The organism is Acinetobacter sp. AOR12_HL (assembly GCF_027855275.1).
In the GTDB taxonomy this organism is placed as follows: domain Bacteria; phylum Pseudomonadota; class Gammaproteobacteria; order Pseudomonadales; family Moraxellaceae; genus Acinetobacter; species Acinetobacter baumannii.
Window position 1 is genome coordinate 13,185 of the sequence record NZ_JAKTIJ010000015.1, and the last position, 15,670, is coordinate 28,854.

Here is a 15,670-nt window from a genome sequence, read left to right on the forward strand (position 1 = left end):
AATTTAATCGTGTAGCGGCACGGCAGAAAAATTACAAAAGAATTGAAAAGGGATGCGACACATGAGCTACAAAGTTTTTTTAAAGATTTCCGATTCAACCTATACCCAATTTGCTTCAATTCGAGAGAAATTACATGCTGGGGTAAGAGAAAGCCAGTCGAAAGTATTGGGGGACGTTCTTTCCGATTTGTCGTGTGAAATTATTGAGCAAGTTTTCTCTGTATTGTTAAAGGATGAGCAAGACAACTCTACCATGACTCAAAAACAGCGGTATGAGTCCGAGAAAGTTCTTCAGCAAATTTTAGATACTTTCCGAAAATATATGCCTTGGTCAGTCTCTTTTTTCGGTAATGAAAGACTTTTACCTTTAGTTGATTATATGACCTCACTCATGAAAGAACGTGAGCAAGAGGTTTATATTACATACCCGATCACACCTCAACTTGTACAACAGGCCCAAACGCTGACGGAACAAATACGTGAGGGCAATATGCAAAGCGTAGAAAAAGCTTTTCAGACCTTGATTCAAATTGTGGATTTAGGTGTAACAAGCCTAGTACGTGAACCTAAAAAACGTTTAAAATTTAATTTGGTTGTCGATAAAACCCTAAATGGGGTCATTAATATGACAACGCATTTGGGCTATAAACGTTTGGAAAAATTGGGGACGCAGGTTGATCAAACGACCGCAACTCACTATATCAACCACTTTTTGGCCTTCATGCATCAAGCAGCATAATTTAAAAAGATAATAGGAAGTTAAAATGGCCAAACTTGATACTTTGCAAAATAAAGTGGTGTGGATTACGGGAGCCTCTTCCGGTTTAGGTAAAGCTTTAGCTGGTGAGTTTGCTTTGCAAGGTGCTCAAGTGATTTTAACTTCGCGTCGCTTTGAAGAGTTAGAAGAAGTTCGCGTTGGTTTACTCCATCCGGATCAGCACTTGTCGGTAGTTGCAGACATTACCAATCAAGAGCAAGTTCAAGAGGCTTATGAGCAGATTTTAAAAGCAAAAGGACGAATTGACTGGCTTATTAATAATGCGGGTTTAAGTCAGCGTGCTCTAATTCAAGACACCACAATGGCAACAGAACGTGCCATTATGGAAGTCGATTATTTCTCACAAGTCGCATTAACCAAAACTGTGTTACCGACCATGCTTAAACAAAAGTCTGGCCGAGTCGTATTTGTCTCTAGCGTGGCAGGGCTTTTAGGTACGCAGTACCGTGCGAGTTATTCGGCTGCTAAAGCTGCTATTCATATGTGGGCCAACAGTTTACGTGCCGAAGTTGCCGATCAGGGTGTTGAGGTTTCGGTTATTTTCCCGGGCTTTGTAAAAACTAATGTTTCGTTTAATGCACTAAATGGTGCAGGGCAACCTCAAGGCCACCAAGATGAAGCAATCGAAAATGGACTAGAGGCCGATGTTTTTGCAGAACAGTCAGTTAAGGCATTAATGCAAGGACAGGAATATATTGTAGTGGGTGGTACTAAAGAAAAATTAGGCGTGATGGTTTCCCGTATGTCACCGAAACTACTCTATAAAATGATCCGGAAAACAAAAGTGAAATAAAAAAAAGATTTCGCCGTGCTAAATTGGTGGAAAAACCCGCATAGAAGGTTCACCATGGATCAAGACTACCATCGTATTTTAGAGGTCATTACGCGTTTTCAATTGGTTTTTGACCAGAAAAATTGGGATGCGTTTGATGAGTTGTTGGCCGATCAACTTGAGGTGGATTATTTGCAGTTTAGAGGGGAGCCTTTATGCGTGGTGTCTTGTCATGAATATAAAGGTTCACGGCAACAAGCTTTGTCACATTTGCGGCTACAACACAATTTAAGCAATCCTCTTATTCGGATTGAACAAGACCAAGCATGGTTAGAATGTAATTATCAAATTTATCGTTTTTCGGAAAATGATTATTTTCATTCTTTTGGTCGCTATTATTTTACTTTGGCAAAACAACAGGGCATATGGAAAATTACCGGAATTTGCCAACACTTAACTAAAAATATTGGCAATCCGCGTATACATTTTTCTGCTATGGGGCAGTGTTAATCTTTGACTGCTGTTCCGTAGGCAAATACCTCTACCATTCCACCTTGCATACCCAGTTCGGTTGTACTCAGCCGAACTCCCATAATGTGATTGGCACCGACACTTTGAGCTTGTTGTTTTAGTCGTACAATCGCCTCGCGGCGAGCACGTTCAACAATACTTTCATAACTGGTCAGCCGACCGCCTAAAATATTTTTTATAGAGGCCAGCACATATTTAAAGTAGTCATGCGAAATAACTACATTACTGCTAATAAAATGGCCTAACTGATCACTTGTGGCAAAACGATTGGTATCAATTCTGATATGGGCAAATTGTTGCTCTTTTTCTAGAAGTTCATTTAAATGTTTTCGTTCAATATGGCGGCCAAAAGCCCAACCAATACTGAAAAGAATGAGAAAAATAACAAGCTGAAAAATAAGATTGTCCATTTTCTACCTATGCATTAAATGGATCGGGCAGATGAGGTGCTTGAGGCTGCACAACCACTGCTGTGCCATATACGAATAACTCAGAAGCACCTTGGGCAATATTTGAGGTAGAAAAACGAATACCAACAATTGCATTGGCACCAAGTTGCTGGGCTTTTACAATCATACGTTGCATAGCCTCTTGGCGAGATTCTTCTAATAATTCGGTATAACCAGTAAGTTCACCACCTACAATATTCTTTAAACTTGCCATCAAGTCGCGACCCACATGCTTACTACGGACGGTACTTCCGTAAACAACATCCAGCTGCTTTAAAATTTGGTGGCCTGGAACACTTTCTAAATTACTTAATAACATTGTTTTTTATCAAACTAAATTTCTTAAGCTTTCAAGATAAAAAATATTCAGATGAGTTGCAATAAAAAAGCCCACCGAAGTGAGCTTTTATAAGAAAGTGATTTAAAACTTATTGCTTTTTAAGTTCAGCACTAGATGGTTGGTGTACCACTGTATCTGAAGTATTTGCTTTTAAACCACCACCTAGAGTTTTGTATAACTCGATTTGGTTGTTTAAGTTTGCTTGTTGAAGCAATAACAAACCTTGTTCAGCTGCATATGAAGAACGCTGCGCATCAAGAACAGTCAAGTAACTATCAATACCGGCACGGAAGCGGGCATTTGAAAGTGTGTAGTTGCGGTTAGTTGCTTCTACTAGACGTTGTTGTGCGGTTAAACGCTCGCCAATATTGGCACGAGTTGCAAGCGCGTCATTGACTTCACGGAAAGCCGACTGAACTGATTTTTCATAATCAGACAATGCAATTTTCTGATCGGTTTCAGAAATTTTTACATTGGCACGGCGTGTACCCCAGTCAAAGATTGGTAAATCTAAGCTTGGACCAACTGACCATACAAAACCACCAGACTTAAATAGATCACTTAAGTCAGTTGATGCATAACCAGCCGAACCTGTTAAGCTAATGGTTGGGAATAAACGTGCTTTTGCAGCACCAATATTCGCACCCGCAGCGCTTAAGTTGTATTCAGCAGCTTTTACATCTGGACGGTTATTTAACAAGTCACTTGGTAAACCGGCAGTAAACACATTTTGTTGAGCAATGCGTTTTACAGGTTGTGTAGGTAACAAGTTTTGTGGAACAGGTTGACCTACAAGCAAGTTCAACAAGTTTTGTGCTTGAGCAATTTGAGTTTTGTAGTTCGCTACATCATTACGCGCAGTTTCTACAGAAATCTGTGCTTGACGTAATGGAACTTCACTGTCGATACCTACATCAAAACGTTTTTTGTTGAGATTGTAAGAATCTAACTGTGCTTTAAGCGTTTGCTCTGCCAGTCTTAAGTTTGCTGTTGCAAACGAATAATTTAACCATGCTTGAGCAACTTGGCTAATCAGACTGATTTGAGTCGAATCACGAGCACTTTGTGTTGCAAGATAACTATCTAAAGCAGCATCTTTGAGGCTACGAACACGACCCCAGAAATCTAGCTCATAAGCAGTTACACCCAAACCTACTTGATAAGTAGAGTAGGGATTATTCGGATCACGGCTTTGAGAAACCTGACGAATTGCACTACCACTTGCTCCGATTGTTGGAAGCTGGTTGTTCTGTGTAATCTGATATTGCTGTTGAGCACGTTCAATATTGAGCGTTGCTGTACGTAAGTCACGGTTATTGGCAAGAGCCAAATCAATCACTTCAAGCAAACGCGGGTCAGCAAAGAACTGTTTATAACCCTGTTCAGCAATAGACGTACCAGAAGCGCTGTTATATGCATAGCTTTGTGGTATATCGGTTTTCACGACTGGTTCTGGGCCGCGCATGCTTTGACAAGCTGCCAAAGCAAGCGCAAGTGCAGATACCGCAATGCTACGACCTGAAATAGACCATACTTTTTGCATCACGATTTATGCTCCTGAGTGTTTATGGTTTTTGGTTTGTACTTAAAGATACTACGAATCCACACATAGAATACAGGGATAAAGAAGATACCTAAGAACGTCGCGCTGAGTACGCCACCAAGTACACCAAAGCCTACAGAGTGCTGACTTCCTGCACCGGCACCTGTTGAAAGTGCAAGTGGAAGTACACCGAAACCGAAGGCAAGGGTGGTCATGATAATTGGACGTAAACGCATTTTTGCAGCATGTAAGGTTGCATCAAGTAGATCTTCACCTTTTTCCTGCAATTCTTTTGCGAATTCAACAATCAAGATCGCATTTTTTGCAGAAAGACCGATAACCGCAATAATCGCTACTTGGAAGTAAATGTTATTTGAGAGATTTGGATCTCCTTTAATAATCATGCCCAAGTAGGTCAATACGATTGCACCAATGACACCAAGTGGTACCACAAGTAAAACCGAGAACGGAATTGACCAGCTTTCATATAGTGCAGCCAAGCAAAGGAATACGATTAACAATGAAAGTGCGTATAAGAACGGCGCTTGAGCACCAGACTCACGTTCTTCAAGTGATAAGCCTGTCCATTCATAGTCGAAACCTTGTAAGCCCATAGAAGGTAACTTACCAATAATTTCTTCCATTGCTTTCATAGCATCACCAGAGCTCACGCCAGGTGCAGGTGTACCTTGAATGTTAACTGATGACACACCGTTATAACGTTCGAGACGTGGAGAACCATACGTCCATTCGCCTGTAGCAAACGCCGAGAATGGAACCATCTCACCTTTGTTATTACGTACATACCATTTGTTTAAGTCTTCAGGCATCATACGGCTGCCCGCATCACCTTGAACATAAACTTTTTTCACACGACCACGGTCAACGAAATCGTTAATGTATGAGCCACCCCATGCAATACGCATTGTATTGTTGATTTCGGCAATACTAACGCCCATAGCACCAGCTTGAGCCTGATCTACATTAATTTGATACTGAGGAGTATCTTCCTGACCATTTGGACGTACACCTACAAGACGTTTATCTTGTGATGCCAAACCTAAAATCGTGTTACGAGCTGCAATCAGTTTCTCATGGCCTTGACCACTTGAGTCTTTAAGCTGCAAGTTAAATCCGGCAGTTACACCAAGTTCAGGCATTGCTGGAAGCTGTAACGGCATAACGTATGATGCATCTTTAATGATCATATTTAATGCCATACCACGCTGAATCAATGAACCAATTTGAGTTTCTGGTGTCGTACGTTTGCTCCAGTCTTTCAACTTAACGAAGCCAATACCCGCGTTTTGACCAACACCTGTGAATGAGAAACCAGAAACAGTGAAAATAGATTCCACGGTATCTTTTTCATTCATAAAGAAGTTAGTCATGGTGTCAATCACTTTACCGGTACGGTCAAGCGTTGCATTTGGTGGTAATTGTACAAGTGTCATGACCACACCCTGATCTTCTTCTGGTAAGAATGAAGACGGGAGTTTTTGGAACAAGAAGACTAAAAGGGCAACTACAACAGCATAGAGCACGCCAGAGAAGATTTTGCCTTTAAGCATGCGGCTAACACCATTTTGGTAGCTATGCGACATGCGGTCAAAACCATTGTTAAAGCTTCTAAAGAAACGCGCAAAGATATTATTGCTTGGTTCTTTATTAGGATCATGCTGTTTCAAGATAGTTGCACAAAGTGCCGGTGTGAACGTCAACGCTACAATTAACGACAGAACCATTGCAGTTACAAGGGTAATCGAGAACTGGCGGTAAATTACACCTGTTGTACCACCAAAGAAAGCCATTGGTACGAATACCGCTGTCAATACGCTGGTAATACCTACTAACGCACCAGAAATCTGCTGCATTGAGCGAGAAGTGGCGGTAACCGGATCGGTATGGTCTTCACTCATCACACGCTCAACGTTTTCGACTACAACAATGGCGTCATCGACCAGAAGACCGATTGCCAATACCATAGCGAACATGGTTAAGGTGTTAATTGAGAAGCCAAAGATATTAATGACCGCAAATGTACCTAATACAACTACTGGAACTGCGAGCGTTGGAATAATCGTTGCACGCCAGTTTTGTAAGAATAGGAACATGACAATGAATACCAAAATCACAGCTTCAATTAATGTGTGTACTACACTTTCAATTGAAAGACGGATAAATGGAGTCGTGTCATAAGCCAATTTATCTGCAAGACCTGTTGGATAGTTCTTACGTAGTTCAGATAAACGTTGTTCAACTGCTTCGGCTGTGTCGAGTGCGTTAGCACCTGTTGCAATTTTAATTGCAAGACCAGCTGCCGGTTTACCGTTAAACTTCGAGTCAAATTGATAGTTATCCGAACCTAATTCTACGCGAGCAACATCTTTTAATCGAACCTCAGCACCTGATGCTGTGTTCTTTAAGAAGATATTTTTAAACTGTTCAGGAGTCTGCAATAAGCTTTGTGCATTTACTGTTGCGTTAAGAACTTGACCTTGTACAGCCGGAGCACCACCTAACTGGCCTACAGCAACTTGCGAGTTCTGCGCTTGTAAGGCAGTTGCAATATCACTAGGAGTAAGTTGATAGCTTGTTAATTTAGCTGGATCAAGCCAGATACGCATTGCGTATGAGCCACCGAAGACCTGTACCTCACCAACACCGGCAACACGGCTAAGTGGTTCTTTAATTGACGAGTTTACATAGTCTTTAATGTCAGAGTCTGACAGGTTGTTATCTGGTGAATAGAATGCAATAACTTGCAAGAAGCTCGCACCAGATTTAGTAACTGTTACACCTTGACGTTGTACATCTTCAGGTAAAAGCGCAGTTGCAGATTGCAATTTGTTTTGAACTTGAACCTGTGCAATATCAGGGTCAACACCTTGTTCAAAGTTTAATTGAATAGATGCCTGACCATTACCAGCACTGTTAGATGAAATATAACGTAAGCCATCAAGACCATTCATTTGTTGTTCAATGATCTGGGTTACAGTATTTTCAACTGTTTCAGCCGATGCACCAGGATAAGTCGCAGCAATCGTTACGGTTGGTGGTGCAATCGTTGGATATTGTGCAATAGGCATTTTTGTTAGCGTAAGAATACCCGCCAACATAATGACTAATGCAATCACCCACGCAAATATGGGGCGATGAATAAAAAATTGTGCCATTCAATCTACCCCTTATGCATTTGAAGCTGCTTTCTGTTCTGCTTGAGGTTTACCTGATTGAGCCGGTTTCGCAGCATTTGGTGCTGCACCTTGAGAGTTTGCTGGTTGAGCTTGATAAGGTTTTGCTGATACTTCTTGCCCTTCTTTAACTTTGGCAACACCATCAACAATGACTTTATCGCCGGCTTTTAAGCCGTTAGTCACAATCCAATTTTGTCCTTGAACACCAGAGGTTTCAACAGGACGGCTCTCAACAACCCCTTTAGCATTAACAAGCATTGCTACAGCTTGCCCTGTAGGTAAACGAGTAATGGCAGCTTGAGGAATCAGGTAAGCATTTGGAACAACGCCCTGAACAATTTGCGCAGTGGTATACATACCCGGAAGCAATAAATGATTCGGGTTAGAGAATACGGCACGTAATGTAATTGTTCCTGTATCTTGGTTTACAGAAGCGTCAGAGAAAGCAAGTTGCCCTTCGATTGGATAGGTAGAACCATCTTCAAGCTTTAATTTTACTTTCGTGTTGTTACTGTTATTTAAACTGCCTTTGCTTAGTTGTTGACGTAAACGCAATAACTCAGCACTAGACTGATTAATATCAACATAGATAGGATCTAATTGTTGAATCGTTACCAACGGGTCAGTCTGGTTTGCAGTAACCAAAGCACCAGCCGTTACTGAAGAACGACCAGATTGGCCAGAAATAGGAGAGCGAATTGTAGAATAACCAAGATCTACATTTGCATTTGTTACTTGAGCCTTAGCTGCTGCAACTTGTGCTTCTGCAACATTGACTTGACCAAGTAAGTCATCATATTCCTGTTTAGACACAGCATTACTAGAAACAAGTTGTTTATAACGATTTAACTTGGTACGTAGTGAAGCTAGATTTGCCTGTTGTTGTAGGAGTGATGCTTTTGCATTTTCTAACGTTGCACGGTTCGTTCTAGAGTCGAGCTCATAAAGCGCCTGACCTTCACGAACATAGCTTCCTTCAGCAAATAAACGTTTTAAAATCACGCCACTTGTTTGAGGACGAACTTCAGAAATTTGATATGCTGAAGTACGGCCTGAAAGCTCAACGCTTTGTTCAACACTTTGTGGTTGAGCAACAATAACACCTACTTCTGCAGGCGGCATTTTCTGAGCAGCAGCAGCTTGCTGTTTCTCATCGGAGCCTTTGCTACAACCAACAAGCGCGATACTTGTTGCTAATGCGCAAGCAGTAAGGGCTGGTGCCCAAAGCTTAGCCGACATCATTGTTCCACCTCGTTTAGATAAAATCTAAAAATATATTTGTTTTCTACTTAACCTACTTTGTGTTTGTAATAACCAGAGCCAAAGCAGTGCAATCCAAATAAAACCAATGCCCCAACCAGCGAGTACGTCTGTTGGGAAATGAACTCCTGCATATATTCTTGAAAGCCCCATACACACAAACCAAAGACAGGAGATCAAAACAATATAAGGAGAGTTAATGTTGTGCTTATGGCATAACATAATCATTGCCAGACAAGCCAGTGTTGATGCATAAACACTATGTGCACTTGGGAACGATGCACCGTAACTTTCAACAATATGATATGCCTCAGGAGGTCTAGGCCGGTTAACACACCACTTGAGCAGCCAACCCATGGTGATACTGCCAATAACTCCCAAGCTAATGAAAATAACAGTAATATATTTTTTATACCATGCTAAATATATACATACTAGAAAGGATAAAAAACATACAAAAGGCATGCCGCCTACGCGTGCAAGAAAGGTGGTTATAGTATTAAGATAATCTAAACGATGGTGACTCAATGTTTGAACGGTGAGCAAGTCCAAAGATTGAAGACTTGGTACAAAAAGACCAAGAACACCTAATCCTAAAAAAACGCAACCAATACAAAGCAATAGATAGGGCATAAACACACCTTTGCTTATTCATATAGTTTTTCACTATTGAACGCCGTTGAAAGTGTACTTGCCAGTACACTTTTTTTCAAGCCTGATAGATCATCGTAAATTCATTTTGAAATTTTTTTAACATTTGGAAAAACAATCACAACAAAATTGACGGACATCACATTTTGTGTACAAAGCAAAACATTTAATGTTCTGCTTTTTTTCCACTATTGGCTTGGGCATTTTCTTCTAATTCTAGAGGCTGTTTCGGTGGCCAAAAGAAGTCACTTGGTCGGGTAAGAAAATGGGTCATGACCAGTTTGGCTAATGGCTTCCATTGTTCAAAGCGAACTCGACGTGCACGTAATGCCACAATAATAGTGAGTGTGAAACTCACAAATAAGTTGGTGAGACCAATACAGAGTACGCCTAAAAATGAAACTATAATCAAGCCAATATCAGGACTACCATTAATAGTCATTAAACCTTGAATGAAGTTCGCTGACGCAAAGGCAATGTGACGAATATCTAGAGGTAGGCCCAAAATAAAGCCAATTGTTCCCATACTTCCTAACATTACGCCAAATAGGAAATTACCTGCGAGCGCCCCTAAATTACGTTCAATATATTCTGCAAAACGGTTCAGGCGTTCTTGCCCAAATAAGTTTCTTAAACGTCGATGTGCTTTTAAACGGGGTCCTACTTTTCTATAAACTGCCATGTTGTCGAAGTAGCCCGCAATTAGGCCAGATAAAAACAAACACACCCCAGCAATCGCTGCATGCGGAACGGCTAATGAGGTAAAAGGGTTTAGGCTATGTAATAGATAAGTTGCCTTGGTATGAGTTAATAAAGGCTCATCAAGATAGAACTGCCAAGCAAAGGTAATAAGAGCAGCAGTAGGAATTGCAATCGAGATATTACCCAAAATAGCAATAAACTGAGTTCGAATAATATTGATAATAAGTGCGGCTAATTCTGCAATTTGTGCCGTTTTAGAGCCTTTACGTTGCTGAACTGTGGCTGCAAGTGCGGCAGCTGTCATTGCGGGTTGTTTTGTTGCAACAGTAAAGTGCAATACATGAATCAGAATAAAGCCCAGTGAATAGTTCATACTGAACGTAAAGGCTTGCATGAGCGGAGCCATCGTCATACGTGCAGCAAGAATTTTTAATGAGGCCATACAGGCAATAATCACACCTGCACCAGCAGCGGCTTTATACATGCCCCAAAAGCCTTTGGTGTCTGTACTTACATAGTGTTCGCCAGTACGGCTTGCATTCTCTGTGACTTGAAAGGCAATAAGCTCACTGGTCGTGCTGAGTAACGAGCGGACACTTTTTTCACTATAATGTGCTTTAGTTAAGTCTGAAATTAAGTTTCCTAAAGAAACGTAACGTCCCTCGCTATCGTCTACAACTAGATAGAGTAATAATTCAATCCGATCTAAACACTGTTCAAGTAAAGACAAAAGATAGGTCAAACTTAAACTAACACCGATTCTTTTGGTCGCTCGACGTATTTTTAAAACGACGTCTCGACACTGCTCTAGCATTACAAATGCTTGAGAGGCATCAGGTGGTGGAAGCACAGCAATGTCGTTGCTAGAAATATCCTGTTTTTTGTACTTCTCTATAAACTCAATAATTTCACGGTTTTGTACCAAAAATGGCGATTCATATTCGGTTAACTCAGGTTGAGCGTTAATAAATTCAGGATAAAGACCAATACCACTAATACGGTAAGATAAGACAGTAATCGCCTTAATCATTTCTCGCTGAATGGCATGCTTTTCATCGACATTACTATTACTTTGCCCAATAAGTCCGAACAAAGTTGCCCAATCCTTGTCATCGACATTGTTTAACCAGATTGAATCACTTTCTAAATAGAAAATTTTTCCAATCAGAATTTTAAGCTGGCTTGCATCTTCAATAAGTGGCAGAAAATGGCCGCCAAGTCTTTGCCCAAGCTGGTTCCAGAAACCATCTAAAGACAAAATACCGCTATCTGCATATAAGCTGACTTGCTTATATTGATTAATGAGGCGTAATAAAAAGGTTTGTAAAAGGGCTGGAGCGGTAGGAGTAAGTAATAGGCTATCAATAAAGGCTTGTATTTTTTGCTCTATTTCATCCGTATCTTGAGGATCGGATGGCCGTAAAGCATTGACTAGGTCAATGAGAATATTTTCGTCAATAACAGCTTGAGGGTTTTCAAGCTGTTTCTGGATTTTAAAAAAATGTTCTGAAAAATTTATATGCATAGGCAAAATAATATCTACTGTATTCGATGTAATGCAAGCCGAGTTAAATTAATCAACGCTTGACGATAAGGTGTATCAGGCAAGATTGATAAGGCTTGCAGTGCTGCTTCTGTTTCTTCTTGGGCACGGCGCTGGCAATAGTCTAAAGCACCAGACTTTTGCACAATTTCAATCACTTTAGGTAATTGGTCAACACCACCAGTCGCAATACTGCGTCTGATAATGGCATGCTCTTCACCGGTTGAATGTGCTAATGCTGAAATTAACGGTAAAGTCGGTTTACCTTCCATTAAATCATCACCAATATTTTTACCTAATGTTTCAGCATCTGAAGTGTAGTCTAAAATATCGTCAATAATCTGGAATGCATTTCCGAAATGGCCTGCAAATAATCTTAAAGGTTCGCGGTAAGCTTCTTGCCCAGCCAAAATAGCCGCACCTTCGGTTGCAAGTTCAAATAAACGAGAAGTTTTCCCGTGAATAATTTTTAAATATGTTTCTTCGGTTGTATCCGGTTGATGCTGAGATTGGAGCTGTAATACCTCACCTTCAGCAATTTCACATGTACCTGTTGAGAAGTCTTTTAATAAGGTCATGTTGTTTAAATCAACCAAAAGGTCAAAAGCGCGGGCAATAAGGAAGTCACCAACCAATACGGCCGTTTGATTGTTCCATGTTGCATTTGCAGTAGGACGACCACGGCGAAGTCCAGATTCATCAACTACATCATCATGCACTAAAGTTGCGGTATGAAGCATTTCAATAATAGCTGCCAGACGCTGTGCATTTTGCATATTGTCGAGGCCGCAAGCGCGTGCTGCAAGTAAACACATGATTGGGCGCATACGTTTGCCGCCAGCTTCAACTACATGTTTACTCACTGACATGACCAAGCCGACTTTTGAGCTAATTCCTTCATTAATCAAGTGATCCATCGCAGCAAAGTCTGTAGCAACAGGAGCGAGAATGTCTTGCTTAAAATCGATGACCATATGAAGAAAAACCCCGTATTGGTAGATAAGTGGCGTTAGTGTATCAATTAAAAGTGCATTAAACAGGGAAACAAGCAATTGATATTAATCATTTGTATGTTCATGAAGAGTTCTTTGTTCTTTATTTCGGCAAAACGATGTGTTTCCGACAAAACAATAAATTTTAATAACGTCAACATGAATACAGCTTGTTCTTGTTGCAAGTTGTGTTTGGAACTGTATTTTAAATTCCATTCAGAATCAATGAAAAGTACTAAAATCAAATTGAAGCTATTTTTATTATGTAATAATGATGGCTTCTGTTGCTTAGTTAAAGATAAAGCACTTGTCGTTTGATCAAATTTCACTTAAAATCTGTCGCCTTGTATAACCCCAGTGGCGTTCGTTTTAAGATCGATATATCCCTTTATCGGCACGACGACACGGGCTGATTGGAGTACGTTATGTACGCAGTAATCCAAAGCGGTGGTAAACAGCACCGTGTAGTTGAGGGTGAAACCCTTAAAGTTGAATTATTGAAGGCTGAATCTGGCGCAACTATTACATTTGATGATGTATTAATGGTTGTAAACGGTGACAACATTCAAATCGGTGCTCCAGTTGTAGCTGGCGCTAAAGTAACTGCAGAAGTGATTGGTCATGGTCGTCACGACAAAATCCGCATCATCAAAATGCGTCGTCGTAAACACTACCGTAAACAACAAGGTCACCGTCAATGGTTCACTGAGTTGAAAATTACTGGTATTTCAGGCTAATCACGAGGAGTAAGAGACATGGCAACTAAAAAAGCCGGTGGATCGACGAAGAACGGTCGTGATTCAAACCCAAAAATGTTAGGTGTTAAAGTTTACGGTGGTCAAACTGTAACTGCTGGTAACATCATCGTTCGTCAACGTGGTACTGAATTCCACGCTGGTGCAAATGTTGGTATGGGCCGTGACCATACTTTATTTGCTACTGCTGACGGCGTAGTAAAATTCGAAGTGAAAGGTCAATTTGGCCGTCGCTACGTAAAAGTTGAAACTGTTTAAGTTTTAGCTTAAGAAAAAGCCCACATTTTGTGGGCTTTTTTTATGGAAATACATCAATATTGTCTTCATGATGATGAATGAAATTCTACAAACAACATGAATAACATAACAAAATATCTTATTTTCTCAATGATTAGCACAAAGTTTGTCGGTTAATATAAGTCTTGAATGAAGAGCTTGTTTAGCTGGATTAATTGAAAGGCTAGCAAGTTATCTTACAGCAACTAAAAAGGTGATGACATGAATATGCTTCGTAAAACCATGTGTGCTATTACACTCAGCGCCTCAGTGCTTGCTCCTGTAATGAGTACTACAGCGTTTGCTGCACCCGTAGCAGCACCGGAGCAACAGGCAATTGGGAACCTGGTAAATCAGTTATCAGGCTTACAGCGTTTGACTGCCGATTTTGAACAGACAACGAAAGCGAATACAAAAACTGTAGCACAGAAAAAAGGCTTAAGTGCTCAGCATATGAACCAGACATTTAAAGGTTCAATGAAAGTTGAACGTCCGGGGAAGTTTTATTGGGAAACTGTAAGTCCCTCTAAGCAAACTATTGTAACAAGTGGAAAAACAGTCTGGATTTATGACCCTGATCTACAACAGGCTGTGCGCCAAAGCCTAGATGATCAGGTCGCTGATACACCTGCTTTATTACTCTCTGGTAATACTAACCAAATCATGAAGTCTTACCGAGTAACTCAGCCAGATAAATCTAAGTTATATTTCACATTATTCCCTAAAAAAGAAGATGGAGCTTTCCAAAGCTTAACGATTAGTTTTGGTGCCAACAAAGCGCCTACACTCATGGTATTGCAAGATTCTTTAGGTCAAACGACTTATGTTCGTTTCAAGAATGTTAAAGTAAATGCCTCAATTCCAGCTTCAACTTTCAATTTTACGCCTCCGAAAGGTACCGATATTATTGATCAATAAGCCTGATTATTTAGAAAGCCATCTTTACGATGGCTTTCTTTTTATATATCAAGCCTAGATACATTTTTTAACCCCGTCTTAAACTTACGCTTTGTATAGTGGTAGGAGTGAGTTTACGGGGATTAACATGCAACTTTACGATAAAAAAATTATTTTCATTCTTCCAATGTTAGCTGCCATGGTTGCGGTGAGCGGTTGTCAGCCAAAATCTACGGCTAAAGATGAACAACCGGCTTCTAGTGCTTCAGTAAAAGAGCAAAAGCAAGCTGAAGTCCCTGTCATTCAAGCAAAAGTTGTTCCGGTAAAGCTGCCAAAACCTAAAGTTTGTCTTGAAGACGGCTGCACTGAATATGATTTTCAGACCGTACAAACCAATCAAAAATGGATTAATGATTATTTTACGAACCGTATAAAGAAAGCAGACCCGAATGCTTTTGCAAATTTGGCTGATAAACCTGTTGAGGTGCCGGAAGGGGAGCCGAGCTCAAGTCAGAGTGCAATCTATGTCCGTTATTTAGGGCAAAATTATAACCTTGCAACCTTTGCATTCCAGACATATTCATACTCTGCGGGGGCAGCACATGGTATGTCACATCAAGAGTTTGTAAATTTTGACTTGCTAAATAAAAAGCACATTACCGTTGAAGAACTTATTAAGCCAGATGTTGAAAAACAGTTGGTTGATGCACTTTTTGATGCAAATACTAATTGGCTTCAAGAGCACAATATTAGCCGCGAAAAACTGCAATTAAGTGATAATTTCTACTATGGTGCAAATGGGATTGTTTTTGTCTATCCAATTTATGAATTAGCTTCTTATGCAGAAGGTATGTCTGAATTAACCTTGCCATATTTTGAAGCAGCTAAATATATTAAACCTGAGTATTTACCGAGTGTACCGAACTATAACTTATAAAATATAAGATCTATTCTAAGAATTGTGTGAAAGCTATTCGTTATGAA

General features: G+C 40.3%; 16 protein-coding genes. 7 read left to right on the top strand and 9 right to left on the bottom strand.

What is annotated here, in order from left to right; genetic code table 11:
- The first annotated feature begins 61 nt into the window (after nucleotides 1–61).
- From MKL36_RS06225 to MKL36_RS06235, 3 genes are read left to right on the top strand one after another with little or no spacing between them, the layout of a single operon-like run.
- Nucleotides 62–739 carry a hypothetical protein gene (locus MKL36_RS06225; protein ID WP_000120765.1) on the top strand — a complete coding sequence of 226 codons (678 nt, stop codon included), beginning with the start codon at nucleotides 62–64 and terminating at the stop codon, nucleotides 737–739.
- A gap of 25 nt (nucleotides 740–764) precedes the next feature.
- Complete coding sequence (locus MKL36_RS06230; RefSeq protein WP_001086059.1) at nucleotides 765–1,571, top strand: SDR family NAD(P)-dependent oxidoreductase; 807 nt, start codon at nucleotides 765–767, stop codon at nucleotides 1,569–1,571.
- 54 nt (nucleotides 1,572–1,625) lie between these two features.
- Entirely contained in the window at nucleotides 1,626–2,060 is a 435-nt protein-coding gene (locus tag MKL36_RS06235) for a nuclear transport factor 2 family protein (protein WP_000371755.1), read from the top strand.
- On the opposite strand, the gene MKL36_RS06240 is transcribed toward MKL36_RS06235, so the two are convergent.
- The 9 genes from MKL36_RS06240 to MKL36_RS06280 all read right to left on the bottom strand — a co-directional run bounded on the left by MKL36_RS06240 (nucleotide 2,057) and on the right by MKL36_RS06280 (nucleotide 13,087).
- On the bottom strand, nucleotides 2,057–2,491 hold the full coding sequence (locus tag MKL36_RS06240) for a YbjQ family protein (RefSeq protein WP_000369287.1): 435 nt from the start codon (nucleotides 2,489–2,491) through the stop codon (nucleotides 2,057–2,059). The genes MKL36_RS06235 and MKL36_RS06240 overlap by 4 nt on opposite strands.
- Nucleotides 2,492–2,498: 7 nt before the next feature.
- Nucleotides 2,499–2,849 (bottom strand): YbjQ family protein, encoded by a 351-nt coding sequence (locus MKL36_RS06245; RefSeq protein WP_000927245.1) that lies wholly within the window; start codon nucleotides 2,847–2,849, stop codon nucleotides 2,499–2,501.
- A 109-nt stretch (nucleotides 2,850–2,958) separates the two neighbouring features.
- Entirely contained in the window at nucleotides 2,959–4,413 is a 1,455-nt protein-coding gene (gene adeK, locus MKL36_RS06250) for a multidrug efflux RND transporter outer membrane channel subunit AdeK (RefSeq protein WP_001174793.1), read from the bottom strand.
- Entirely contained in the window at nucleotides 4,413–7,589 is a 3,177-nt protein-coding gene (adeJ, locus tag MKL36_RS06255) for a multidrug efflux RND transporter permease subunit AdeJ (RefSeq protein WP_000046678.1), read from the bottom strand. The genes adeK and adeJ overlap by 1 nt, the downstream gene beginning before the upstream one ends.
- A 12-nt stretch (nucleotides 7,590–7,601) precedes the next feature.
- Entirely contained in the window at nucleotides 7,602–8,852 is a 1,251-nt protein-coding gene (gene adeI / locus MKL36_RS06260; protein ID WP_000986589.1) for a multidrug efflux RND transporter periplasmic adaptor subunit AdeI, read from the bottom strand.
- A 24-nt stretch (nucleotides 8,853–8,876) separates the two neighbouring features.
- The gene (locus MKL36_RS06265) at nucleotides 8,877–9,503 is read right to left on the bottom strand and encodes a phosphatase PAP2 family protein (protein ID WP_002004370.1); all 627 of its coding nucleotides are present in this window, start codon (nucleotides 9,501–9,503) and stop codon (nucleotides 8,877–8,879) included.
- A 184-nt stretch (nucleotides 9,504–9,687) separates the two neighbouring features.
- On the bottom strand, nucleotides 9,688–11,748 hold the full coding sequence (locus tag MKL36_RS06270) for a site-specific recombinase (RefSeq protein WP_000547886.1): 2,061 nt from the start codon (nucleotides 11,746–11,748) through the stop codon (nucleotides 9,688–9,690).
- 14 nt (nucleotides 11,749–11,762) lie between these two features.
- Complete coding sequence (sdsA, locus tag MKL36_RS06275; RefSeq protein WP_000234081.1) at nucleotides 11,763–12,740, bottom strand: All-trans-nonaprenyl-diphosphate synthase; 978 nt, start codon at nucleotides 12,738–12,740, stop codon at nucleotides 11,763–11,765.
- Nucleotides 12,741–12,787: 47 nt separating this feature from the next.
- Complete coding sequence (locus tag MKL36_RS06280) at nucleotides 12,788–13,087, bottom strand: hypothetical protein (RefSeq protein WP_021511328.1); 300 nt, start codon at nucleotides 13,085–13,087, stop codon at nucleotides 12,788–12,790.
- Nucleotides 13,088–13,183: 96 nt separating this feature from the next.
- On the opposite strand from MKL36_RS06280, the gene rplU reads away from it, so the two are divergent.
- The 4 genes from rplU (at nucleotide 13,184) to MKL36_RS06300 (ending at nucleotide 15,623) form a co-directional block, all read left to right on the top strand.
- Nucleotides 13,184–13,495, top strand: a complete 312-nt coding sequence (rplU, locus tag MKL36_RS06285; protein WP_000271409.1) for a 50S ribosomal protein L21 — start codon at nucleotides 13,184–13,186, stop codon at nucleotides 13,493–13,495.
- Nucleotides 13,496–13,513: 18 nt separating this feature from the next.
- Nucleotides 13,514–13,771, top strand: a complete 258-nt coding sequence (gene rpmA, locus MKL36_RS06290) for a 50S ribosomal protein L27 (protein WP_000201632.1) — start codon at nucleotides 13,514–13,516, stop codon at nucleotides 13,769–13,771.
- Between the two features lie 240 nt (nucleotides 13,772–14,011).
- Nucleotides 14,012–14,707 (top strand): outer membrane lipoprotein chaperone LolA, encoded by a 696-nt coding sequence (gene lolA, locus MKL36_RS06295; RefSeq protein WP_001056757.1) that lies wholly within the window; start codon nucleotides 14,012–14,014, stop codon nucleotides 14,705–14,707.
- Between the two features lie 127 nt (nucleotides 14,708–14,834).
- Complete coding sequence (locus MKL36_RS06300; RefSeq protein WP_001177768.1) at nucleotides 14,835–15,623, top strand: RsiV family protein; 789 nt, start codon at nucleotides 14,835–14,837, stop codon at nucleotides 15,621–15,623.
- Nucleotides 15,624–15,670 lie beyond the last annotated feature (47 nt).